Here is a 22,245-nt window from a genome sequence, read left to right as displayed (position 1 = left end):
CAATGGATCTGGCTGATTTCCATTTTATCCGAGGCTATTACCTGCTGCTTCTCATCCCCATCCTTGCGCTGTGGTGGAGGATCAGATCCAAACCGCTGGCAGAAACCAAACTGCCGACAGGGATCGCCCCGCATCTTGCAGAAGCCTTGTTGCTGGGCAAAGAAGACACCCGGCGCACGCAGCCCATTGATGCTGCGATGATCATTGCAACGCTTGTCATATTTGCGGCCTCAGGTCCAACGTGGTCACGCGCACCCAACCCGCTGATCGCGGACACTGCCCCGTTGGTGATCGCTCTCAAAGTCACCGATAGTATGGAAAGCTCGGACCTTGCGCCATCCCGGCTGGATCGGGCACGGTTCAAGATTTCCGATCTGATCAACGAACGCGCCGGTGCTCGAACCGCCCTGATCGCATATGCAGGAACGCCGCACCGAGTTGCCCCGTTGACAGAAGACGCGAATATACTCCGTCCGTTGCTTGAGGGGTTGACGCCCGCGGTAATGCCGAAGGATGGCGATGCCGCAGCCGATGCGCTTGAGTTGGCTCAGTCCATTCTGAATGACAGCGATAGCCCGGGCGCTGTGTTGTTCGTGCTCGACGACCTCGATCCATCTCAGGTATCTGGGTTAAGCTCCTCGAATACTGAAATTTTCTTCCTCACTATGCTGCCTGTCGGTGGTCGAATTGCTCAGTTGGACAGCATCCAAAATGCATCGGTGGTGGCGTTTTCGAACGACGACCGGGACGTCACTCAGCTGACGCGCCGTATTCAATCAGCCTATACTGCCGCCCTGGATGACGATGATCGCCTGGACTGGCAGGATAAGGGCTGGATTCTGGCCTGGCCTGCTGCACTGCTGTCTCTGCTGTGGTTCCGAAAAGGCTGGGTGGTCCGATGGGCAATTCTGGCTTTGATTGTGTTGCCCACATCCGGAGCGCGCGCAGAAGGATGGAGAGACTGGTTTTTCACCCCCGACCAACAAGGCCAGATTGCGATGAACCAAAAACGGTTTGGTGAAGCGGCTGAGGTGTTCGAAGACCCATATCACAGGGGGTATGCCTATCTCAGGGACGGTCAATACGCCGAGGCATCGTCCGTTTTTTCCAAGCTGGACACGCCGGAAGCTGCGTTTGCCGAAGGTATGGCCCGAATAAGAAACCGCGAATATCGCCCAGCCATATCGGCGTTCGAGGCAGCTTTGGAACGTCGTCCCAACTGGCCTGAAGCCCAGCATAATCTCGATGTATCCAAAGCCATCCTGGACTATGTCGAAACGACGCGCGAACAGTCCGATACGGGGGAAGAGGCTGGCATCGGTGCAGATGATACGGTGTTTGACAACGACGCAGCACGCGGCAGTGACACCACGGTTCAAGCCGCCAAAGACGGGCCGCAGTCACTGTCAGCCGACCAATGGATCAGTATGATCGACACGGATATGCAGGACTTTCTGAAAAACCGCTTCCTTTTGGAAAACCAGGATCAAACAGAATGAGATACCTTGTTGTCTTCATTCTGTTTCTGCCGCTTTCCGTGTCTGCTCAGGACAGCTCAACTTATCAACCTCGGGTTTCAGTAGACGTCCCGAACGAAGCCGTCATCGTAGGCCAACCCGCAATTGTTCGCATCAAGGTTCTGGTTCCGACCTTCATGCCGCAACCGCCCACCTTTCCATCATTGGAGCAGCAAAACATCCTGGTTCGCCTGCCTGAAAGGGCTTCTGGTCCGGTAAGCGAAACGGTGGACGGAGAGACGTGGTCGGGGGTGCAGCGCAGTTATCGCCTGTATCCGTTGGCACCAGGACCGGTCGCGTTCGAAGCGCATGAGGTTGTCGTGACATTTGCCGATCCGCCGTCCAATGAACCGGTCCAGGTTTCGGTGACGCTTCCTCCCATACAGCTCAATGCAGAAATCCCAGATGGCGCTCAAGGGCTTGACCCGCTGATCATCGCAACCGGTTTCTCTCTTGATCAGAAGCTGGACGGCCCGACCGATATGCAGGCAGGCGATTCCATCACGCGCGTGATAAGCGCGCAGATCTCTGGCACCACAGCTCTGACAATCCCAGCGTTGACGCCACAAGATCAAAGCCCACTGCTTCGTGCCTATCCCAAAGAGCCCCGGTTTTCAGAAACAGAAGACCGAGGCGTCCTGTCCGGGCAACGTGTCGAAGAAACCGTGTACATCGCCCAAGATGGCGGCGACATACAATTGTCGGCGGTTTCGATCGACTGGTTCAATCTGGACACCGGTCAGATCGAAACGGCATCACTTACCCCGACCCAGCTTACACTGGCTCCCCCCAAACGACAGCCGCCTGACGCGCGGACCGTCCTCAAGTCCGCTCTTTATCTAACCGTTGTTGTATGTGCGCTTTGGGCTTTTGGGCGATTTCTGCGCCCTCGCTATAAAACCTGGAAAATTGAACGGCAGCGCAAGTACCTTGCCTCGGAAAAATATGCCGTCGATTCACTGCGGGCAGCTTTGCAATCGCGGAACTTGCCAGCGGTTTATCAGGCATTGGATCTTTGGAAGTCACGTAGCGCTCACCCTGAGCGTTCCCTGGATCTTGAACGCAATCTGATGCAGATCGGTGCAGTGCGGTATTCATCGACCACCACAAACGGCCCGGAAGACTGGGACGCTGCCATGCAAAACCTAAGTGCGTTGAACAGCTCAAAAGAACGAAAGAGCGAATCCTTGCCGCCACTCAACCCTTAGATTTCAACTTTGACAGCTGCTGATCAGTTTGCGCCTGTCGATCAACCTCAGTCGGCCATAGCCCAATTCCACGAGGCCCAGATCCGCCAGGTGATGCAGATGTCGGTGCAACGTCGGCTGAGATACCGCAACCATTTCAGCAAGTTCTTCCTGAGACACGACAATCCACCCATCTGATTTCAAAGTGCCTTCGTCAAGATGCAACAGACGCAGCACCAGACGCTTTTCAGACCCCGTAACCGCAAGGTTGGCCATGATACGCAGTGCCGTCTTCATGTTATCATGGGTCAACGCATAGAAATCACGAATGTATTCCGGATTTTTCTGAACCATTCTTTCCACGCGGAAACTGGGAAAAAACAACGTGCGGGTCTTTTGCGTTGTCACGACGCTCACCAGTCGTTTCGCCTCGGCGAAAAGCGCAAGATCCCCGATCCAGAAACCCGATCCATCCTGATGCAAGACAAATTCCTGTCCGTCATCGGCAGGTGCGGTGATCTGAAGCGCGCCTGAAAGCACCGCGAAAATACCATTGGCCCGGTCGCCGTGGTGGTAAAGGGTTTCTCCGGAATCGAAGGCTCTGTGAATTGCGACGGTCATAAGATCATTCTGAAACTTTGAATCGCGCGCGCCAAACCAGTCGGTTTGGGTCAGAATCCGCATATCCTCATCAGAATCAAACATTTGTATCTTTCAAAATGATCATATGATAAGTTTTCGATACGTTTCATCGCATAAAATAGCTGTGTTCGCTGCTCGAACAAGTATCTGTTTTTTATTCGGGCAATCAACAACTTGCTTGCAGCTTCAAAGTATAAGCTAGCGGCTTCAAGTAAACTTCACGTTTCAGGGTCGTTAAGACTCGATTAATCAGGAGCACTTCATGTCATCTCCACGAATGATTGCAGATAATTGGCGCAGAACACTGCGCCGGTTCGCAGTGGCGACCGTAACTGTTGCCCTTGCCGTGCCCGCCTGGGCGCAGGATCAAAAGCCCAATATTCTTGTGATATGGGGCGACGATATCGGTCAATCCAACATCTCGGCTTATACCATGGGTCTGATGGGATATCAGACACCCAATATCGACAGGGTTGCCAAAGAAGGCATGATCTTTACCGATTATTACGGTGAACAATCCTGCACGGCTGGTCGGTCCTCGTTCATCATGGGCCAGTCTGTGTTCCGTACCGGATTGTCCAAAGTTGGTTTGCCAGGCGCAAAAGAGGGCATGCAGGTTGAAGATCCAACGATTGCCGGCCTACTAAAAGCTCAAGGCTATGCAACCGGTCAGTTTGGTAAGAACCACTTGGGCGATCGGGACGAGATGTTGCCGACCAATCATGGGTTTGATGAATTTTTCGGAAATCTCTACCACCTGAACGCTGAGGAAGAGCCTGAAAACGAAGACTACCCCCAAAACCCGGAATTCCGCGAACGGTTCGGTCCGCGCGGGGTCATAAAATCCAGTGCTGACGGGATGATCGAAGACACCGGCCCGTTGACCAAAAAGCGCATGGAAACGGTGGATGACGAAACGGTTGCGGCCGCGCTCGACTTCATTACGCGCAAAACGGAAGAAGGTGTTCCGTGGTTTGTTTGGTGGTCGGGCACCAGAATGCACTTCCGTACTCATGTCAAAGACGAAATGCGCACGAAAGCCGACGAAATCGCCGGCAAGCATATGGATGAATACCAAGCAGGTATGATCGAGCATGACATGCATATCGGCCAGTTCCTTGCCCTGCTGGATGAACTTGGGATCGCGGATAACACGATCGTACACTATTCCACCGACAACGGCCCGCACATGAACACCTGGCCGGATGCGGCAATGACACCGTTCCGTGGTGAAAAGAACACCAACTACGAAGGCGGTTGGCGTGTTCCGTCAATGGTACGCTGGCCCGGCAAAATCGACGCCGGCTCGGTCAGCAACGAGATCATGCATCACATGGACTGGTTGCCGACCTATTTGGCGGTTGCGGGAAATCCAGACATCAAGAAACAGCTGCTTGAAGGGATCACCGTAGCCGAAGTTGGCGGCGGACGAGACTACAAAGTGCATTTGGATGGATACAACTTCCTGCCTTACTTGACCGGTGAAACAGATGAAGGCCCGCGTCACGAGATTTTCTACTTCTCTGACGATGGTGACCTGACTGCGTTGCGGTATGATGACTGGAAAGCAGTGTTTCTTGAGCACCGCTATCCGCAGACTTTGCAAGCCTGGGCTGAGCCCTGGACCGAACTGCGTATTCCGTTGCTCTTCAACCTTCGCCGCGATCCGTACGAGCGGGCCAATATCACTTCCAACACCTATTGGGATTGGTATATAGACCGTGTTTATTTGCTGCTACCTGCGGCAGAATATGTGGGCAAGTTCCTGGAAACATTCGAAGAGTTCCCTCCGCGTCAGAAGCCGGGCAGCTTTACGATTGGCGACGCCAAGGACAAGATCTTCAGTCAGGTCGGCTCCAAGTAAATTCGCGACACCTGAACCCGCAGCACCTGAACGGCGCTGCGGGTTTCTTGTTTTGACAACGGTATTTTTACCAAAACATGCGTCGAAGGAAACAAGCCATGACAAGAGCGCCCCTAGCATTGGCTGTTGCAGTCGTACTGAATGGATTTGCAAGCGTCACGGCATCCGCAGATCCGCTGCCCTCATGGGCGGACTCGGAAACGCGGGACCGTATCGTTGAATTTGTCGAGGCGGTGACGGACCCTGAAAACGCAAGCTATGTAACCCCGGCAGCCCGGATCGCAGTATTCGACAATGACGGAACACTCTGGGCTGAACAGCCGGTGTATTTCCAGTTCATTTTCGCCATGGACAGGCTTTCTGAGCTGGCGGAACAGGATCCTTCGATCCTGTCCACACCTGCTTTGAAAGCCGCTGCCGAAGGTGATCTTGCGACCGTTCTTCAAGGCGGTCACGATGCTTTGATCGAAGTCGTCAACGCATCGCATTCCGGAACCACTGTCGAGGCGTTTCAGGCAGCAGTCGCGCAATGGCTGGCCGAAGCCAGTCACCCGGACACCGGATTGCCTTATGACCAGATGACCTATCAGCCCATGGTCGAGCTGTTGCGCTATCTGCGGGACGAAGGGTTCAAGACCTATATTGTCTCGGGCGGCGGCATTCACTTCATGCGGGTCTTTGCGGAACAGGCCTATGGCATCCCGCCGGAACAGATTCTGGGCACCTATGGAAATTCGACCTTCGAAGATGTCGACGGCGTCCCGACTGTCGTCAAAGCCCCCGGGATTGCCTTCATCGACGACAAGGAAGGCAAACCCATCAACATCGAACGCACAATCGGCAAACGCCCCATTCTGGCCGGAGGAAATTCAGATGGAGATTTCGCCATGCTGGACTGGACAACCTCAGGCGATGGACCACGTCTGGGCGTTCTGATCCACCATACGGATGCCGAGCGGGAATGGGCCTATGATCGGGAAAGCCCGATTGGGCGGTTGGTAGACGGTCTGGATCAGGGGCCAGACAAAGGCTGGGTCATTGTCGATATGGCGAAAGACTGGTCGCGGGTCTACACTGGAGGAAACTGAACGGCCCGAAAGACTTACCGCCCATGTGGACATTGCTTGTATCCATCTTTGTTTTTTCGCTATATGCAACTGCATTTGTGTTTTCGGTGCGCGCTGCACAAACCGCGCGCACCCCACAAGGAGCCGTTGGCTGGGTGGTCTTTTTGGTATCGGCGCCAGTCTTTGCGGTGCCGATGTACCTGTTTCTGGGGCACCACAGGTTTCGCGGCTATCGCATCTCGCGCCAGCAAAGCGAACGGGTCGTCGAAGGGATCAAGACCTTTGCCGACTATTCCCGACCTGATCCGTCCACGATGCCGATCAATCCACGACCATTCGAGTTTCTGGCCCACCTTCCGGTATCCAGTGGCAATGGAGCACAGCTCCTGATCGATGGTCAGGCAACGTTTGACGCCATTTTCGAGGCGATAGACGAGGCCAAGAACTATATCCTGATCCAGTTCTACATCGTCCGAGACGACGCGCTGGGCCGCAAGCTTCAGACCAAGCTGATCGAGGCCGCGAAACGTGGGGTGCATGTCCGTTTCATGATCGATGCTGTCGGCAGCTATGGGTTGCCAAGCACCTACCTGGACACGATGCGCGATGCGGGAATTGACGTGGCCGACCCTCGCCGTCAACGCGGCCCGAATTTCCGGTTTCAGCTGAATTACCGAAATCACCGCAAAACCGTCGTTATCGACGGTGAAACAGGTTTTATCGGCGGTCACAACGTGGGCGTTGAATACCTGGGAGAAGACCCGCATTTCGGCCATTGGCGCGACACGCATATCAAAATGACCGGCCACATCGTCCGGCAATTGCAGCTCATCTTCACCGAAGACTGGCATTGGGCCCGTGATGAAGACTTGATTGATGACCTCGACTGGGCAGGTAGCGTGGCCGAGCAAGACATGAATGCCCTATTGGTGGCCACCGGACCCGGAGACGAAACCGAAACCGGCGCCATGATGTTCTTTTCGGCAATCGCCGAGGCGAAAGAAAGATTGTGGATCGCATCGCCCTATTTTGTGCCAGACATCGACGTCATGACCGCCCTGCAACATGCAGCGATGCGCGGGGTGGACGTTCGTATCCTTGTCCCGGATGTGATTGACCATCGGCTACCCTGGCTGGCTGCTTTTGCCTATTTCGACGAAATCCGCGACTGCGGCGTGCGTGTGTTCCGTTATACGGACGGCTTCATGCATCAGAAGGTGTTGGTGGTTGACGACACGCTGGCCGCGGTCGGCACGACAAATCTGGACAACCGGTCCTTCCGGCTGAACTTTGAGGCGATGGCCCTGTTTTTCGATTCTCGCGCAGCGCTGGCTGTTGATCACATGCTGCGTGCGGATTTCGAGGCAAGCTATGAATTGACGCGCAGTTTGACCCAGCAACCACCGTATATCCGGTTTGCCGCCCCCTTGGCGCGGTTGTTTGCGCCAATCCTTTAGGAAAAGAATTTCTCCTGAAAGACGCGCGTCATCATCGCCACCAGATAAGCGGTCGACAGACCAAAAGCCAAAAGACCTGCAACCGAGGCAAAAGATCCGAAGATACGCAAACCTTCGCCCAAAACGATATCGCCGTATCCCAGAGTGGTAAACGTCACCAACGAGAAATAGATGGCCGAGTTCCAATCCGGCAGAACCTCAAGCAACACCCATACGATGGCCCAGATCCAGACCTGAATCGTATGCGTGGCAACGATAAACGCCAAAGACACTGCGATCGGTGCTGCCGTTGCGAAAAACACTCCTTTGGCGGACCATTTCTCATCTCGTTTAATGATCGTGACAGTACACCAGGTTAACAAGAGAATCTCGACCACGAAGCAGAGCGCCAGAAAAGTACTGCCCAAAACGATCTGATGCAGCAACGTCATGTTTTTCATCCTGATTTACGATAGTGGACCGTCCGGGCAGAATGACCCTTTGAGGTGCAGGGCACAACCCCGGCGCTCGTGATGACAACCTGCGGCGAATGGAACCGGGTGCGGGTCCGCACTGGACAGTTTGGAATTCCGTTGCACATCCTTGGAAGAAAAAGGCCAGATCATGCTGTTGACCATCGACCGTGTTCAGAAAACCTATCCCGGCGGGCGTCCGGTTCTGCGTGACGTGTCGCTGACCCTAGATCACGGGCAAACTCTGGCCCTGACCGGAGAAAGCGGCAGTGGCAAAAGCACTCTGTTAAACCTTGCCGCTGCACTCGACTGTTTCGACAGCGGTGAAGTCACTCTGAACGGTACGCCTCTGTCCCCTTTGGACGATGCCGGTCGGGCCGAGTTGAGGCGCAGGCAGGTCTCGCTGGTGTTTCAGCAGTTCAACCTGATCCCATCCCTGACCGTTGCGCAAAACCTCTCGTTTCATGCCCGCCTTGCGGGTTCCGAAGATGCTGGGTGGACCGCACAGCTGATCGAACGTCTGGGCCTGTCGGATCTTTTGGACCGATATCCCGAAAACCTGTCCGGCGGGCAACAGCAACGGGTGGCGATTGGTCGTGCGATGGCTGCGCGCCCGAAACTGCTGCTGGCGGATGAGCCCACGGGCAATCTGGATGAAACCGCCAGCGCAAAAGTACTGGATCTGATGCTGGCACTGGTGGCCGATACCGGCGCAGCACTTCTGTTGGTCACCCATTCCCAACAGATAGCGGCCTGCTTGGATCGAAACGTCCAGCTATGCGGTGGTCGCATCCAATGACAACTGCCATCATTCAGGCTTTGATGTCACATTGGCGGGTCCACTGGTTGCAACTTGCGACGCTTTTGACAGGCATCGCGTTGGCCACGGGTCTTTGGTCCGCGGTTCAGGCCATCAATGCCGAAGCACGTGCCAGCTATGCCCGGGCCAACGCGCAACTCGCCCTTGGGCAGTTCGACGAACTGCACGATCCATCTGGTTTGATCCCGGTCACTCGTTACGTTGATCTGCGTCGCTCAGGCTGGCAGGTAGCGGCCGTTCTGGAAGGCCCCTATCGGATCGCAGGCCGCACTTTGCGTCTGATGGGCGTGGACATGGTCGCCTACCCCGCCTTGCCAGCTATGACCGAGGCAGAGCAAAGCGTCGCGCCGCCCGAGCCCGCTGACATGCTGACCGCTCCAGGGCGCCTCCTGATCGCGCAAGAACTCGCGCCTCTGTTCCGCGACCAAAGCAACCTTCCTCCAGTTTCATTCACCACGGCGCTGCCCCCTGATGTTATTCTGACAGATATCGGCGTAGCGGAAACCTTGCTGAACCAACCCGGTTTGATTTCGCGCCTCATTGTCCTGCCCAATCAACCGCGTGATCGCCCCCCCCTGACCGAGATCGCACCTGAACTGGAGCGCTCCGGCCCCTCCTCGCAAGTCGATACCGCACGATTGACGGACAGTTTTCACCTGAACCTGTCTGCCTTTGGTCTGTTATCCTTTGCCGTTGGCCTGTTCATCGTGAACGGTACTGTCGGGCTGGCCTTCGCCCAACGCCGCGGCATGATCCGCACATTGCGCGCGCTGGGTGTTTCCATGCGGCGGCTGGTCTTTTTGATCCTGACTGAGCTGACGGTTCTGGCCCTGATCGGTGGATTCATGGGGTTGCTGCTTGGTTTCTTTCTGGCCGGAGCGTTGTTGCCCGATGTCGCCGCGACCCTGCGCGGCCTGTACGGTGCCCCTGTGACCGGAGAATTGACGATGCATCCGCATTGGGTATTTGCCGGGATCGCCATGGCACTCTTCGGCACCCTGATCGCCAGTGGCCATGCGCTGTGGCGATTATCTCGTATGCCTCTGCTGGCAGGGCCTGGTGTCCAAGCCTGGCAGGACAACGCGGGCGCACGCCATCTGGCAGGTTTACTTGGCGTGGCACTGATCACCGGAGGTACTATCGCCTATCTCGGCATCGGTGGATTGGTGGCCGGCTTCATTCTGTTGGCCGGGTTGCTGACCGGTGCTGCCCTTTTGTTACCATCGCTTCTGACCTTCGCGCTTTCTGTCTTTTCCCACAGGGCACGCGGTGCCGTGGCGCAGTGGGTCTGGGCCGACATGCGTGCACAATTGCCCGGGCTGTCGCTTGCTCTGATGGCCCTGTTGCTTGCGCTTGCAGCAAATATCGGTGTGGGCACAATGGTTTCAAGTTTCCGGCTGACCTTTGTCGGCTGGCTCGACCAACGCCTGACTTCGGAGCTCTACCTGACCGTCCGTGACGAAGAACAAGGGCGCGAGATCACCGAGTGGCTGCGACCACAGGTCGACGCCATCCTGCCAATTCGCAACGTGGAACTGTCGCTCGAGACAGGACCATTGTTCTTGTACGGGGTCGTAGATGATCCGACCTATCGGCAGCACTGGCCCTTGATTTCGGCAACCGCGACCGTTTGGGAAGACGTCATGGCCGGAGACGCGGTTCTGATCAACGAACAACTGGCACGGCGCGCGAACCTCTGGCCCGGAGATACGCTGACGCTATCCCCGGATCACGCGTTGACCATAGCCGGGGTGTATTCGGATTATGGAAACCCGACCGGGCAAGCCATTGTTTCGATGGCCCAGCTTGACCGCATCGCGCCGGGGGCAGAGACCCGACGGTTTGGCATCCGTTTGAACCCCGAGCAGGCGAGTGAAATGGCGCAAACCTTGCGGGACCGTTTCGCCCTGCCGCGTCAGGGCGTGGTTCAGCAGGCCGCCATGAAGGCTCAATCGCTGGCAATCTTCGAGAAAACCTTTGTCGTCACTTCCGCGTTGAATATCCTGACTTTGGGCGTTGCAGGTTTTGCCATACTTACAAGCTTGCTGACCTTGTGGACACAACGTTTGCCGCAAATCGCCCCGGTTTGGGCACTGGGGCTGAACCGGACCCAATTGGCACAGCTGGAGCTGCTGCGCAGCGTGTTGCTTGCCGCTCTGACCACTTGTCTGGCACTGCCGCTGGGTCTGATCCTTGCCTGGGTTCTTTTGGCAGTGATCAATGTACAGGCCTTTGGCTGGCGGCTACCGATGTTCGTCTTCCCGTGGGATTGGCTCTGGCTGTTCCTGCTGACCCTGCTGGCCGCCCTGATTGCCGCCACCCTGCCCGCGCTGCGTATGTTGCGTCTGCCCCCTGCCGATCTGCTGAGAGTGTTCGCCAATGAACGTTAAAGCCCTTTTGGTCATTCTTGCGCTTCTTTGCCCATCGCCGCTTTGGGCACAGGGCTATGCTGGTCTTGGAGGATCGGCCGAAGGATTCGAGATACCACAGGCGGGGTTCGAATTCGACTTTCCCAAAGACCATGGACCTCATCCCGCCTATAGGATCGAGTGGTGGTATCTAACGGCCAACCTCAAAGGCGAAGACGGGCGCGACTATGGCATTCAATGGACCCTTTTTCGGTCCGCCCTGAAACCGTTTGAAGCTGATGGCTGGCAAAGCCCGCAAATCTGGATGGGCCATGCAGCGGCCACCACGCCCAAAGCCCATTACTTTGCTGAACGCCTGTCGCGTGGGGGGATCGGGCAGGCAGGGGTTACGGCGCAACCGTTCGAGGCCTGGATCGACGAATGGCGCATGGCCGGACCTGATCTTGACACCCTGACCCTGACAGCAAACGGCACAGAGTTCGGGTATGATCTTGCGCTGACGGCACAAGGCCCGTTGGTGTTTCACGGCAACGCCGGCCATTCGGTCAAATCAGCCGACGGGCAGGCCAGCTATTATTATTCGCAGCCCTTCTACTCAGTTGAGGGCGTTCTGCATCTGCCGGACGGCGATATGGGCGTCACTGGTCAGGGCTGGCTGGACCGGGAATGGTCTTCGCAACCCCTGGCCGAGGATCAAACCGGCTGGGATTGGTTTTCTCTCAGCTTTGAGGACGGAGACAAACTGATGGCCTTTCGCCTGCGCGGCGGTCGTGGCGATTTTACTTCGGCCACATGGATCAATTCAGACGGCAGTACCGAGGCGATTCCCACCGGATCCGTCAGGCTTGAGCCGCTTGCGACCGAACAGGTCGCCGGGCGCGAAGTCCCGACGCAGTGGCGCGTCCTGCTTTCAAGTCGAGGCATAGACGTCGCGGTAACTGCCCTGACGCCAGACGCGTGGATGGGTACGCGTTTCGAATACTGGGAAGGCCCGGTTACAGTCACAGGCAGCCACGAAGGCGTTGGTTATCTGGAAATGACAGGCTATTGAAATAGCTGCTGCACAGATGCTTCCTGAACTATCCGACGGCAGCGGACTGCCGTCGGCGTTTCAACACAGTTGCGTACTGGATCTGATTTCGCGGTCAGCGCACCACGTAAACGGAAACGTTGGAATGCCGCACCACGCGCGCGGCGTTCGGACCGAGCAGGTAATCCTTGAAGTCCGGTTTGTGAGCACCGATCACGATCAGGTCGGAACCGGCGCTTTCGGCCGTTTTCAGGATCTCCTGATAGGCTGTTCCCGTCGCTACGACATGGCGGATTTTTTTGTTTCGCTCAGCACCCAGGGTCGATACGCACAACGCAGTCAGCTTGGCTTGCGCTTCCTCCAATGCCTTGTCGTGAAAACCGGATTCAAAAAAACCCGACACCCAGCTTTCCCCGAAATCAGGCAACACGGTCACGACGTCAAGTTGCGCCCCTTCCATATCCGCCAGCGCAGCTGCTTTATTCAGGACCGGCGCATCAATCTCGCCGTTGCTGATATCAACGGCACACAGAACAGAACGTGTCATGCGGGCACTCCTTGTCTTGCGGCACGACCGCGTTGCAGGAAAGCGATAAGGCCGAGAAGGATCATCGCCGGGATATAAACCAATTGCTTCGGCGGCTGGCTCGACGGCAGACTGACCGAAGTCAGGCGCACGGCCTCATCCCCATAGTAATCGAAGATTCCCAGATCGTCGGCCACAGGTGTGCCGAACAGCGGCTCTTCAAGCTTGACCAACCCATCCTCGGGGATCATCAGCAGGCCCATTGCCTCGACCCGTGCGGCTCCGCCTTCCTCTTCTCCGACGGTGACGACGACGGTGGTATCCACCATCTCGAGCGTGTCAAAATCAGGTCCGGAAACCACCAACCGTACCTCCGTTCCGGGCGGAGTTTGACCGATTGTCTCTTCGAACGCGGCCGGATCAACCGTTTGGAATGGAGGCGCGATGCGGTCCATGAAGAAGTCCGGCCTGAACAGGGCGAATGCCACGAAAATCAGGGCGATGCTTTCATAAATCCGGCTGCGGGTCAGGAAATACCCCATCGTTCCAGCCGTAAACACCAGGATCGCTATGGTCGCGAAAATGGCGACTAGAATCCCCTCAACCCACGTTACATCGATCAGCAGGAGATCTGTGTTGAAGATGAAGACAAAGGGCAGCGCCACGGTACGCAGGCTGTAGAAGAACGCGGTGAAACCGGTTTTGATTGCATCGCCGCCCGACACAGCCGCAGCGGCAAAGCTGGCCAGTCCGACCGGAGGTGTCACGTCGGCCATGATCCCGAAGTAGAAAACGAACAGATGGACGGCGATCAGGGGAACGATCAGCCCGCTTTGCGCACCCAGTTCAACAACCACCCCAGCCATCAGCGAGCTGACAACGATATAGTTCGCCGTTGTCGGCAAACCCATGCCCAGGATCAGGCTGAGCAGCCCGACCATGACCAGCATCAGGATCAGATTGCCGCCCGACAGGAACTCGACCAGATCGGCCATCACCTGACCAACACCCGTCAACGTGACTGTTCCCACGATCACGCCCGCGGTTGCCGTGGCAAGCGCGATGCCGATCATGTTGCGTGCCCCGTCGATCAGTCCTTGCCACAGGTCAGCAACACCATCGATAAAGCTGTTGTAGAGGTTGCTCTGCCCTCGGAACATCGCTTTCAGCGGCTTCTGCGTCAGCAGGATGACAAAGAGCAGCGATGTGGCCCAGAAGGCAGACAGGCCCGGTGACTTCTGTTCGATCATCAGGAAATAAACCAGAACGATGATCGGCAGCAGGTAGTGCAGACCTGCCTTGTAGATATCAGCGATAACCGGCAGCGTAACCTCTTTTGCGTTCGGGTCGTCCGGTTCCAAGTCAGGCACCTGGGCAGCCAGAAACAGCAGGGCGACATATACCGCGCAGATAATCAGGCTCAACACCAGACCGGCCGCCGACGGCACCAAGCTTGTCACGGCATCCACCGGGAATTGTGATCCATAGCAAAGACCTGCAAAAACCAGGAAGAACCCAAGCATCCCCACCACGGTCCGCGCCAGATGCACATCGCGGTCGCCCAGTGTGGGCATGTTCCGCTTCACCGCCTCAAGGTGCACGATATAGACCAGCGCGATGTAGGAAATCGCGGCAGGCAGGAAGGCGTGGGTGATCACCTCGACGTAAGAAATGCCCACATATTCCACCATCAGGAATGCAGCGGCCCCCATCACCGGCGGCATGATCTGCCCGTTGACCGAGCTGGCAACCTCGACCGAGCCCGCTTGTTCACTGCTGAACCCGACACGTTTCATCAACGGGATGGTGAATGTGCCGGTGGTGACAACATTGGCAATCGACGAACCCGAGATCAGGCCGGTCGCAGCCGAACCCACAACCGCCGCCTTGGCCGGACCACCACGCAGGTGGCCCAGGGCCCCAAAGGCCATCTTGATAAAGTAGTTCCCTGCCCCGGCTTTATCCAGCAATGCGCCAAACAGCACGAACAGGAAGACGAATTTCGTGGAAACACCCAGTGCGATACCAAACACGCCCTCTGACGTGATCCACATGTGGCTCATCGCCTTTTTCAGGCTCGCGCCCTTCCAGCGGATAACTTCAGGCACCCATTCTGAGGCACCGAAAAAGACATAAGCCAAAAATATCGTTGCAATGATTGCCATGGCCGGGCCAAGCGCACGGCGCGCAGCCTCGAACAGCAGGATCAAGCCAAGCAACGCAACCCATTTGTCGGTGTCGTCAGCCAAACCGCCCGCATTGACGATCTTGTCGTAAAAGAAATAGCCGTACAGCGCGACGAACGCACCCACCAATCCCATGATCCAATCCTGAATCGGGATATAGTTCCGGGGGCTGGATTTGAGCGCCGGATAGGCCGCAAAAGCCAGAAATAGGGCAAAAGCCAGGTGGAATTGCCGTGCATTGTTCACGACGCTTCCGGGCAAGACATAGTTCGCCAGGGGCGAAGCCAGAACAACTTGAAATATTGACCAGATCGCGGCCACGATCGCCAGGAAAACGCCCACGTTCCCGACCGGATTGCGCCCTCCTGCGTCAGAAGATGCAACCAGATCCTGAAGCTCTTCTTCGGAAAGCGGACGATTGGATTGAGTGTCGGAATTCATTAAATGTCTCCCCGTCGCGGCCATTTTACGGCCATCTAAACCCCGTTTCTTACGGGTTTTGTGCAGGGCGCTCTTGGGCGCCCTGCGTCAGGTCTGGTTTACTGAATCCAGCCTTTTTCTTTGTAGTACTTCTCGGCACCCGGATGCAGCGGAGCCGAAAGGCCGTCCGCAATCATCTCTTCGGGCTTGAGGTTGGCAAATGCCGGGTGCAGCTTTTTGAAATCATCGAAGTTTTCAAAGACCGAGCTGACGACCGCATAGACAGCATCATCCGATACATCTGCCGAGGTCACGAAAGTTGCACCGACACCGAAGGTCGCGGTGTCACCGTCCGAACCACGGTACATGCCACCGGGAATGGTTGCGGTACGGTAGAACGAGTTGTCGCCGACCAGCTTGTCCACGGCCTCACCGCTGACGTTCACCAGAACCGAGTCACAGGCTGTGGTGGCTTCCTGGATCGAACCCGAGGGGTGACCAACGGTGTAAACCATCGCGTCGATCTGGTTGTCGCACAAGGCTGCCGACTGTTCAGCCGCTTTCAGCTCGGTCGCCAGTTCGAAATCGTCGGTGGTCCAGCCCATTTCGCCCAACAGGACTTCCATGGTGCCGCGCTGACCGGAACCCGGATTGCCGATGTTGACGCGCTTACCCTTCAGGTCTTCGAAGTTGGTGATGCCGGAATCGGCACGGGCCACGACGGTGAAGGGCTCGGGGTGGACCGAGAACACGGCGCGCAGGCCTTCGAACGGGCCAGCTTCTTCGAATTTCGAGGTGCCGTTGTAGGCGTGGTACTGCCAGTCAGACTGGGCCACACCAAACTCCAGCTCGCCTTCGCGAATGGTGTTGATGTTGTAAACTGAACCACCGGTCGATTCGACCGAGCAGCGCACGCCGTGCTCTTTCCGGCCCTTGTTGACCAGACGACAGATCGCGCCGCCGGTCGGATAGTAAACGCCGGTTACACCGCCGGTACCGATTGTAATGAACTCTTCGGCATATGCCGCCGGAGCCAAAAGGGCTGCCGTGACGAAGGCGCCGACGCTCAATTTGCTGCTGTTTTTCATTTGTTAACTCCCACTTTTTTGTCTGGCAGTTGGAAATCAGATTGATCGCCTTGCTCAGAGAAGCGTGCCGATAATACAAACCGGCCCGCATCGCAACGGCTACAACTCTTTGAATTTTCCAATTTCTCCCAACCCTTGTGAGGTTTCATTCAGATACCCTCAATGTCAAGGCCAGCACTTGCCTGACCTGCGTCAATTCGCATATTTGAGGTTAAATCCTTAACTTTCCCCATCACTTCATCGGGTACAGTGTGGGTCCCTCCGAACGCTCCAAATCCAACACTTGACCTCCTCTCCGGCGCAATTCACCTCGAGACAGCGCGAACCGCGTCTCGGATGTGGTCGGAGGGCATGTCACGCTTGAACGTTCTGGCGGATCTGACAAGTAGTGCATCAGGACCAGCTCGATCGAAAGCGAAGCCACGTTCTATTCTGTCGAAGATGAGATGACCTTTCTGCTGATGCAGGACGAGAAAGCTGTGGCTTTCGTAGCAGATTACAGAACACCTCAATTACGACATGAAGATCAAAGGCGGGGTCAGCAGTTTGATCAAGGCTTCTGGGCTGTTTGCTGACGCCTTCGCGGTTGATATGTTGGGTGTGGTACCAAGGAGAGACTCGAACTCTCACGCCCGTGAAGGCGGGGGATCAAAACTCTATCAACTTTGTTTAATGATGCCTACAAATAAGGGGCAGCGTCCTGAAGACGATCACATTGTCGGAAAGCAGGATTGACGCCTGGCTGATCGCGGCAATACTGGTCGGAACTTTTTGCATTGCGATATTGTTTTTTGTCATAGCTCGAAGAACGGGGCCAGTAAGGGTAAGGCTTGCAGATGGAAGATAGACACTTCGAGTGACCACAGAAGCTTGACGGCGTGGGGTTGTCGAACATGTAAACTGACGGCCTACGCAGGTACAGGTGGAACGCCTGCTGGTTGCCTTCGCAGTTCCAAACCGCGCGGATTGTAGGGTTTTGAAAATAGGGGGGAAATATGATCGAGATTACTTTTACTGTTTTGTTGGTTCTTTGCATTCCGTTCGCGGCTTATCATTTTGGTCTTGCCAACAGTATGCGTGATGCCACGTGTTGTTTTCGTACGGTAATTGCGGTTTTGACACTCTGGTCGCCCGTGGCCGTCATGGCCCAATCACAGGAAGAAATCAGCTTGGCGAAAGCGACATTGTCCAGCCTTCAGGGCATTTCGTTCAAAAATGACACAGAATATTGTGGCTACCTTGCATATGATGCAGCCGGAAAACTCGTTGCCACCGCCGCTCAGCCAGGTGACAATAAAAGTTGCGTTTGGGATCAAGATGAAGATGGCATGGCACTTGTCTTGTCTTACCACACGCACGGGGGGTTTGACCCAGAATACAGTGCTGAAGTTCCGAGCGTTGCCGACATTGAGGCAGACGAAGATGAAGGTATCGACGGCTTTGTAGCAACGCCAGGCGGACGCTTGTGGTACGTTGATACGGAGCGAATGGAAGTACGACAAATCTGCGATATCGGATGCTTGCCGAAAGACCCCAATTTTGTTTCGGGTCTCGAGGGCGAAATCTCCTCAGTCTATTCTTATGAAGATCTTCTTGATTACGAGAGTGATTAGATTCGGACAAGAACACCACGAAACCTTTGTTCTCCATTAAAACCGTAGGTCACAATCGGGTGCCTTTGGCGTTTCTGAATGTCCGCACCTGGACTCGCTGAAAAAGCTCATCGGTCTCGGATTTCACTGACGGCTTGAGCTCAAGAAGTTGACTTAGCACCTGCAGCCAAGGTTAGCTGGATGACCAGCCTGTCTTCACTTCGCTTCAAATTCGCAGGACAAGCCAAGCATAATCGTACTTGAGATCAACGACTCACGATTGAGCAATCACTTTTTGCTGCCGGAACAGAACGGGGTCAGAACGTGAGAGTTTAAGTCGAAAGTGTGAGCAAGCCAAAACCCCGAAAAGAAAAAACAGAGGGTAGGTTCCCCTAACCCTCTGTTTTTACTTTGGTACCCAAGGCCGGACTCGAACCGGCACGGTATCACTACCGGGGGATTTTGAATCCCCTGCGTCTACCATTCCGCCACTTGGGCCACGGACACTGAATTAGCGCTCATCCAAGCGAAGGTCCAGAGGCAAAAACCATCCAATAATCCATTTGTTTCAACCTCGGCTGTTGACGGTCCGTCAGACGCATGGTTTGGCTTAGCTCCAGACCGAGAACGGGATTTGAGTGCTTTATGTTACGATCGCTTTATGACTGGACCATTCGTCTGGCCGAACACCCTCACGCGCTGTGGGCGCTGGCCATAGTGGCTTTCATCGAAAGTTCGTTTTTTCCGATCCCTCCGGATGTGTTGATGATTCCGATGATTCTGGCCCGCCCGTCCCGGGCATGGTTGATCGCAACCGTGGCGCTGGTGGCTTCGGTTCTGGGTGGCATGCTGGGGTATGCGATTGGTGCGTTTTTCTATGAAAGCATCGGGCAGCCCATTCTGGAATCCATGGGGAAAGCCCATGCCATGGAAGAATTCAATACCCGTTTCAACGACTTCGGATTCTGGGCCGTTCTGGCCGCTGGTGTGACCCCCTTCCCCTACAAGGTCATCACCATTATGTCGGGTTGGACCGGCATGCCGATTGGAACCTTCATAGCGACCTCGATTCTGGCCCGCGCCTTGAGGTTCTTCCTTGTCGCAGGCCTGCTCTGGAGATTCGGTGAGCCGATACGCGATTTCATCGAAAAGCGCCTGGGGCTAATGTTCACTCTGTTCATCATCCTCCTGTTTGGCGGATTTCTGGTGGTGAAATACTTATGACAAGACGTTCGCAACTTGTCGCACTGGCAAGTCTTGGATCATTGGCCCTTCTTCTGGCCGCTTTTGGCTTTCAGCATCTGGGCGGGCTTGCACCATGTAAAATGTGCATCTGGCAGCGCTATCCTCATGCGGTGGCCATCGCCATTGGCGCAGTGGCGCTGGTGTTGCCCAGGCTGCGCTTCCTGCCGTTGCTGGGCGCGGCAGCTGCGGCGGCGACTTCGGCTGTGGGTGCATTTCACGCCGGAGTCGAGCAAGGCTGGTGGGAAGGTCCAAGCAGCTGCACATCGGGTAGCATCAGCGGCCTGTCCACTGACGATCTGTTTGATCAAATCATGTCCGCGCCTTTGGTGCGTTGCGATGACATCCCTTGGGAGATGTTCGGCATCTCGATGGCAGGTTGGAACGCCATTGCTTCTGCCATACTGGTGCTGATCTGGCTGGCCGCGTGGAAATCCCGGGCGGTTTAGAACTGATCCAACTCTGCATCCCAGTAAAGAAAATCGATCCAGCTTTCATGCAGGTGGTTCGGTGGGAATTTCCGTCCGATATTGCGCAGCGCTTCGGCATCAGGTTGGCGCGGCGGCTTGCGTAAGGTCATCCGGGCCTGGCGCAGCGATTTTGATCCTTTGCGCAGGTTGCACGGGCTGCACGCCGCCACCACGTTCTGCCAACTGGTCACACCACCGGCGGCCCGCGGCACCACATGATCGAAGGTCAGGTTGTCCCGGCTGCCGCAGTACTGGCAGCGGAATTCATCCCGTAAAAATAAATTAAAGCGCGTGAAGGCCACGCGCTTTCTGGGTTTTACATAGTCTTTCAAAACAACGACCGAAGGTATTCGGATTTCGGTGCTCGGACTGCGAACGACTTCGTCATATTCAGCCACTATATCCACCCTGTCCAACCAGGCGGCCTTGATCGCTTCTTGCCAAGGCCACAGTGACAGCGGGTAATAGGACAAGGGGCGATAATCGGCGTTCAAAACCAGGGCTGGGTGTTGTTTGAGCGTACCCGGCTCCCTTACAAATTCGGTCCTGAAGTCTCCGTCCATCACAGAATCGCTCCTCGCTCTCAGCTGCCCGTTTGTGACACCAGAGCGGGGAGCACCCGCCCCGGTCTTTTAATAACTATATATCGTGTTAAAGCTCTGACAAGCCCTGAGTTTCCACAATATGTCGCAGACTGGGTAAAGCGAATCCGTAACAGGCACATGACAGTTATCCACAGCTTGCGCCGGGGGCGCCCTTCGGGCTATGCGCGGGTCATGTCCTGGTTCATTCGCTTCAACAAACCATATGACGTGCTGCCGCAGTTCACGGACCGCGCCAATGCGGATAGCCCACGCAGCACGCTGTCCGATTTCATCGATCTGCCCGGTGTCTATCCGGCGGGAAGGTTGGACCGTGACAGTGAAGGTTTGATGCTGCTAACGGATCATGGAAGGCTGCAATCACAGATTTCGGACCCAAAGCACAAGATGCCCAAGACCTACTGGGTTCAGGTCGAAGGCATCCCCGACGAGGCTGCCCTGAAAACGCTTCGCAACGGGGTCGAATTGAAGGACGGCCTGACCCGCCCTGCCAAGGCCTGCCAGATCGACGAGCCCGTGGCGCTCTGGCCCCGAACCCCACCGATCCGCGACCGCAAGACCGTGCCGGACAGTTGGCTTGAACTGACCATCCGCGAGGGCAAGAACCGACAGGTGCGGCGGATGACGGCGGCAGTTGGCCTGCCGACCCTGCGCCTGATCCGGTACCGCATCGGAGACTGGACCCTGGATGATCTTGAACCCGGGCGCTGGGACAGTCTGCCAATGCCGACGCTGAACGCGGCCCCGCAACGCAAGCGCGACCGTCGCCCGCGCCGGTGACAGACCCTGCCCTGATCTGCTAAACTGGGGTCATGAAGATAACGCCTAACATCCCGGCCCCGTCGGCCATTCTGGAAGCGGCGCTCTACGTCGACGATCTGGACGCGGCAGAGCAGTTTTACGGTGAAGTTCTTGGGCTGGAGCGTATTCAACGTGTTGCTGATCGCCATGTTTTCTATCGCATCGGCGGATCGGTGCTGCTGATTTTTAATCCCGACAAGACCGAACAACCGCCCGTCAGCCCCGACATGCCCGTTCCGCCTCATGGTGCGCGCGGCCCCGGACATGTGTGTCTTGTGCTGTCGGGTGCGGACATCGCAGCGATGCGCAAACACCTTCTGGACTGGAATATTCCGGTAGACGCCGAGTTTGACTGGCCCGGAGGCGCACGGTCCTTGTATGTGCGCGATCCGGCCGGAAACTCGGTAGAGTTCGCCGAAGGTCACTTGTGGGACTGAACCTGTTCAAACCGTTTCGAGATTCTGTTTACCGGCGTGCCATCACGCAACGGCACTCCATAAGCGATCGAGTAATCCCGAAAACCCATTTTTTCATAATAACTTAGACCCGAAATGTTATCGGCCCGGATTGTTGCATTGATTGCACGAAACCCCAATGCGGCGGCCGTTTTGATCGTTTCCCGAAACAGGGCACGTCCAGCACCACGAAGTGCGGGTCTGCGTCGTGTGAACGTGGCGATGTCCGCGCAATCCTCAGGCAACGTGTCATGCGTACCCAACCACTGAAAGCCAACCACGTCACCCTGTTCATCCAAGCCAACGTGGCAGCATATCTTATCCAAGCCTTCCATATAGCTTTGCGCGAACAAAGGCTCGGAAAACGGAACCTCGAACGCGGTTGTGCCTCCAATCTCGATGACCTGATTGAGGATGCGGCACGCTTCGGCCACATCCTCCCGCATCATTGGTCGCAC

At 56.1% G+C, this 22,245-nt stretch carries 20 protein-coding genes and 1 tRNA gene; 13 read left to right on the top strand and 8 right to left on the bottom strand.

The features are described 5' to 3' along the window. Positions 1–2: 2 nt before the first annotated feature. Positions 3–1,499 (top strand): VWA domain-containing protein, encoded by a 1,497-nt coding sequence (locus tag AC2FLP_RS03730; RefSeq protein WP_299637738.1) that lies wholly within the window; start codon positions 3–5, stop codon positions 1,497–1,499. After that, on the top strand, positions 1,496–2,725 hold the full coding sequence (locus AC2FLP_RS03725) for a hypothetical protein (RefSeq protein WP_496680655.1): 1,230 nt from the start codon (positions 1,496–1,498) through the stop codon (positions 2,723–2,725). Before AC2FLP_RS03730 ends, AC2FLP_RS03725 begins: the two co-directional genes overlap by 4 nt. 3 nt (positions 2,726–2,728) lie before the next feature. On the opposite strand, the gene AC2FLP_RS03720 is transcribed toward AC2FLP_RS03725, so the two are convergent. Then, the gene (locus tag AC2FLP_RS03720; protein ID WP_496680657.1) at positions 2,729–3,409 is read right to left on the bottom strand and encodes a Crp/Fnr family transcriptional regulator; all 681 of its coding nucleotides are present in this window, start codon (positions 3,407–3,409) and stop codon (positions 2,729–2,731) included. Between the two features lie 199 nt (positions 3,410–3,608). Between AC2FLP_RS03720 and AC2FLP_RS03715 the strand changes: the two genes are divergently transcribed. From AC2FLP_RS03715 to cls, 3 genes are all read left to right on the top strand, one after another. Continuing rightward, positions 3,609–5,210, top strand: coding sequence for an arylsulfatase (locus tag AC2FLP_RS03715; RefSeq protein WP_496680658.1), 1,602 nt, complete (start codon positions 3,609–3,611; stop codon positions 5,208–5,210). 98 nt (positions 5,211–5,308) lie between these two features. Further along, positions 5,309–6,298 carry an HAD family hydrolase gene (locus AC2FLP_RS03710; RefSeq protein ID WP_299893585.1) on the top strand — a complete coding sequence of 330 codons (990 nt, stop codon included), beginning with the start codon at positions 5,309–5,311 and terminating at the stop codon, positions 6,296–6,298. Between the two features lie 23 nt (positions 6,299–6,321). Then, complete coding sequence (gene cls, locus AC2FLP_RS03705; protein ID WP_496680660.1) at positions 6,322–7,734, top strand: cardiolipin synthase; 1,413 nt, start codon at positions 6,322–6,324, stop codon at positions 7,732–7,734. Here the strand turns inward: cls and AC2FLP_RS03700 are convergent. Next, positions 7,731–8,165 carry an ion channel gene (locus AC2FLP_RS03700; RefSeq protein WP_117868877.1) on the bottom strand — a complete coding sequence of 145 codons (435 nt, stop codon included), beginning with the start codon at positions 8,163–8,165 and terminating at the stop codon, positions 7,731–7,733. The two genes, cls and AC2FLP_RS03700, sit on opposite strands and share 4 nt — an antisense overlap. Positions 8,166–8,337: 172 nt before the next feature. Between AC2FLP_RS03700 and AC2FLP_RS03695 the strand changes: the two genes are divergently transcribed. From AC2FLP_RS03695 to AC2FLP_RS03685, 3 genes are read left to right on the top strand one after another with little or no spacing between them, the layout of a single operon-like run. Continuing rightward, entirely contained in the window at positions 8,338–8,985 is a 648-nt protein-coding gene (locus AC2FLP_RS03695) for an ABC transporter ATP-binding protein (protein ID WP_496680663.1), read from the top strand. Further along, positions 8,982–11,396, top strand: coding sequence for an ABC transporter permease (locus AC2FLP_RS03690; RefSeq protein WP_496680665.1), 2,415 nt, complete (start codon positions 8,982–8,984; stop codon positions 11,394–11,396). Before AC2FLP_RS03695 ends, AC2FLP_RS03690 begins: the two co-directional genes overlap by 4 nt. Then, a complete protein-coding gene (locus tag AC2FLP_RS03685) occupies positions 11,386–12,426 on the top strand; it encodes a lipocalin-like domain-containing protein (RefSeq protein WP_496680667.1) in 1,041 nt (346 codons plus the stop codon). Before AC2FLP_RS03690 ends, AC2FLP_RS03685 begins: the two co-directional genes overlap by 11 nt. Positions 12,427–12,520: 94 nt before the next feature. On the opposite strand, the gene AC2FLP_RS03680 is transcribed toward AC2FLP_RS03685, so the two are convergent. The 3 genes from AC2FLP_RS03680 to AC2FLP_RS03670 all read right to left on the bottom strand — a co-directional run bounded on the left by AC2FLP_RS03680 (position 12,521) and on the right by AC2FLP_RS03670 (position 16,625). Next, on the bottom strand, positions 12,521–12,952 hold the full coding sequence (locus tag AC2FLP_RS03680; protein ID WP_299893595.1) for a universal stress protein: 432 nt from the start codon (positions 12,950–12,952) through the stop codon (positions 12,521–12,523). Continuing rightward, complete coding sequence (locus AC2FLP_RS03675; RefSeq protein WP_299893597.1) at positions 12,949–15,558, bottom strand: TRAP transporter permease; 2,610 nt, start codon at positions 15,556–15,558, stop codon at positions 12,949–12,951. The genes AC2FLP_RS03680 and AC2FLP_RS03675 overlap by 4 nt, the downstream gene beginning before the upstream one ends. Positions 15,559–15,656: 98 nt before the next feature. Continuing rightward, positions 15,657–16,625, bottom strand: a complete 969-nt coding sequence (locus AC2FLP_RS03670; protein WP_117868872.1) for a TAXI family TRAP transporter solute-binding subunit — start codon at positions 16,623–16,625, stop codon at positions 15,657–15,659. A 995-nt stretch (positions 16,626–17,620) separates the two neighbouring features. Here AC2FLP_RS03670 and AC2FLP_RS03665 point away from each other — a divergent pair. Further along, on the top strand, positions 17,621–18,238 hold the full coding sequence (locus AC2FLP_RS03665) for a DUF4329 domain-containing protein (protein ID WP_496680670.1): 618 nt from the start codon (positions 17,621–17,623) through the stop codon (positions 18,236–18,238). A 391-nt stretch (positions 18,239–18,629) separates the two neighbouring features. Here the strand turns inward: AC2FLP_RS03665 and AC2FLP_RS03660 are convergent. Continuing rightward, positions 18,630–18,715: transfer RNA gene (locus AC2FLP_RS03660), tRNA-Leu, on the bottom strand. A 147-nt stretch (positions 18,716–18,862) separates the two neighbouring features. Here AC2FLP_RS03660 and AC2FLP_RS03655 point away from each other — a divergent pair. Beyond that, positions 18,863–19,441, top strand: coding sequence for a YqaA family protein (locus AC2FLP_RS03655; RefSeq protein WP_117868870.1), 579 nt, complete (start codon positions 18,863–18,865; stop codon positions 19,439–19,441). After that, on the top strand, positions 19,438–19,908 hold the full coding sequence (locus AC2FLP_RS03650; RefSeq protein ID WP_496680672.1) for a disulfide bond formation protein B: 471 nt from the start codon (positions 19,438–19,440) through the stop codon (positions 19,906–19,908). Before AC2FLP_RS03655 ends, AC2FLP_RS03650 begins: the two co-directional genes overlap by 4 nt. Here AC2FLP_RS03650 and AC2FLP_RS03645 read toward each other — a convergent pair. Beyond that, on the bottom strand, positions 19,905–20,492 hold the full coding sequence (locus AC2FLP_RS03645; RefSeq protein ID WP_117868868.1) for an HNH endonuclease: 588 nt from the start codon (positions 20,490–20,492) through the stop codon (positions 19,905–19,907). The two genes, AC2FLP_RS03650 and AC2FLP_RS03645, sit on opposite strands and share 4 nt — an antisense overlap. Before the next feature lie 213 nt (positions 20,493–20,705). On the opposite strand from AC2FLP_RS03645, the gene AC2FLP_RS03640 reads away from it, so the two are divergent. Together AC2FLP_RS03640 and AC2FLP_RS03635 are read left to right on the top strand one after the other, a co-directional pair. Next, entirely contained in the window at positions 20,706–21,311 is a 606-nt protein-coding gene (locus tag AC2FLP_RS03640; protein WP_496681581.1) for an rRNA large subunit pseudouridine synthase E, read from the top strand. 32 nt (positions 21,312–21,343) lie between these two features. After that, a complete protein-coding gene (locus tag AC2FLP_RS03635; RefSeq protein WP_117868867.1) occupies positions 21,344–21,769 on the top strand; it encodes a VOC family protein in 426 nt (141 codons plus the stop codon). Here AC2FLP_RS03635 and AC2FLP_RS03630 read toward each other — a convergent pair. Beyond that, a complete protein-coding gene (locus AC2FLP_RS03630; protein ID WP_496681583.1) occupies positions 21,754–22,236 on the bottom strand; it encodes a GNAT family N-acetyltransferase in 483 nt (160 codons plus the stop codon). The two genes, AC2FLP_RS03635 and AC2FLP_RS03630, sit on opposite strands and share 16 nt — an antisense overlap. Positions 22,237–22,245 lie beyond the last annotated feature (9 nt).

Source organism: Ruegeria sp. CDSA141 (assembly GCF_059612005.1).
This window is presented reverse-complemented; position numbering and strand designations above follow the sequence as displayed.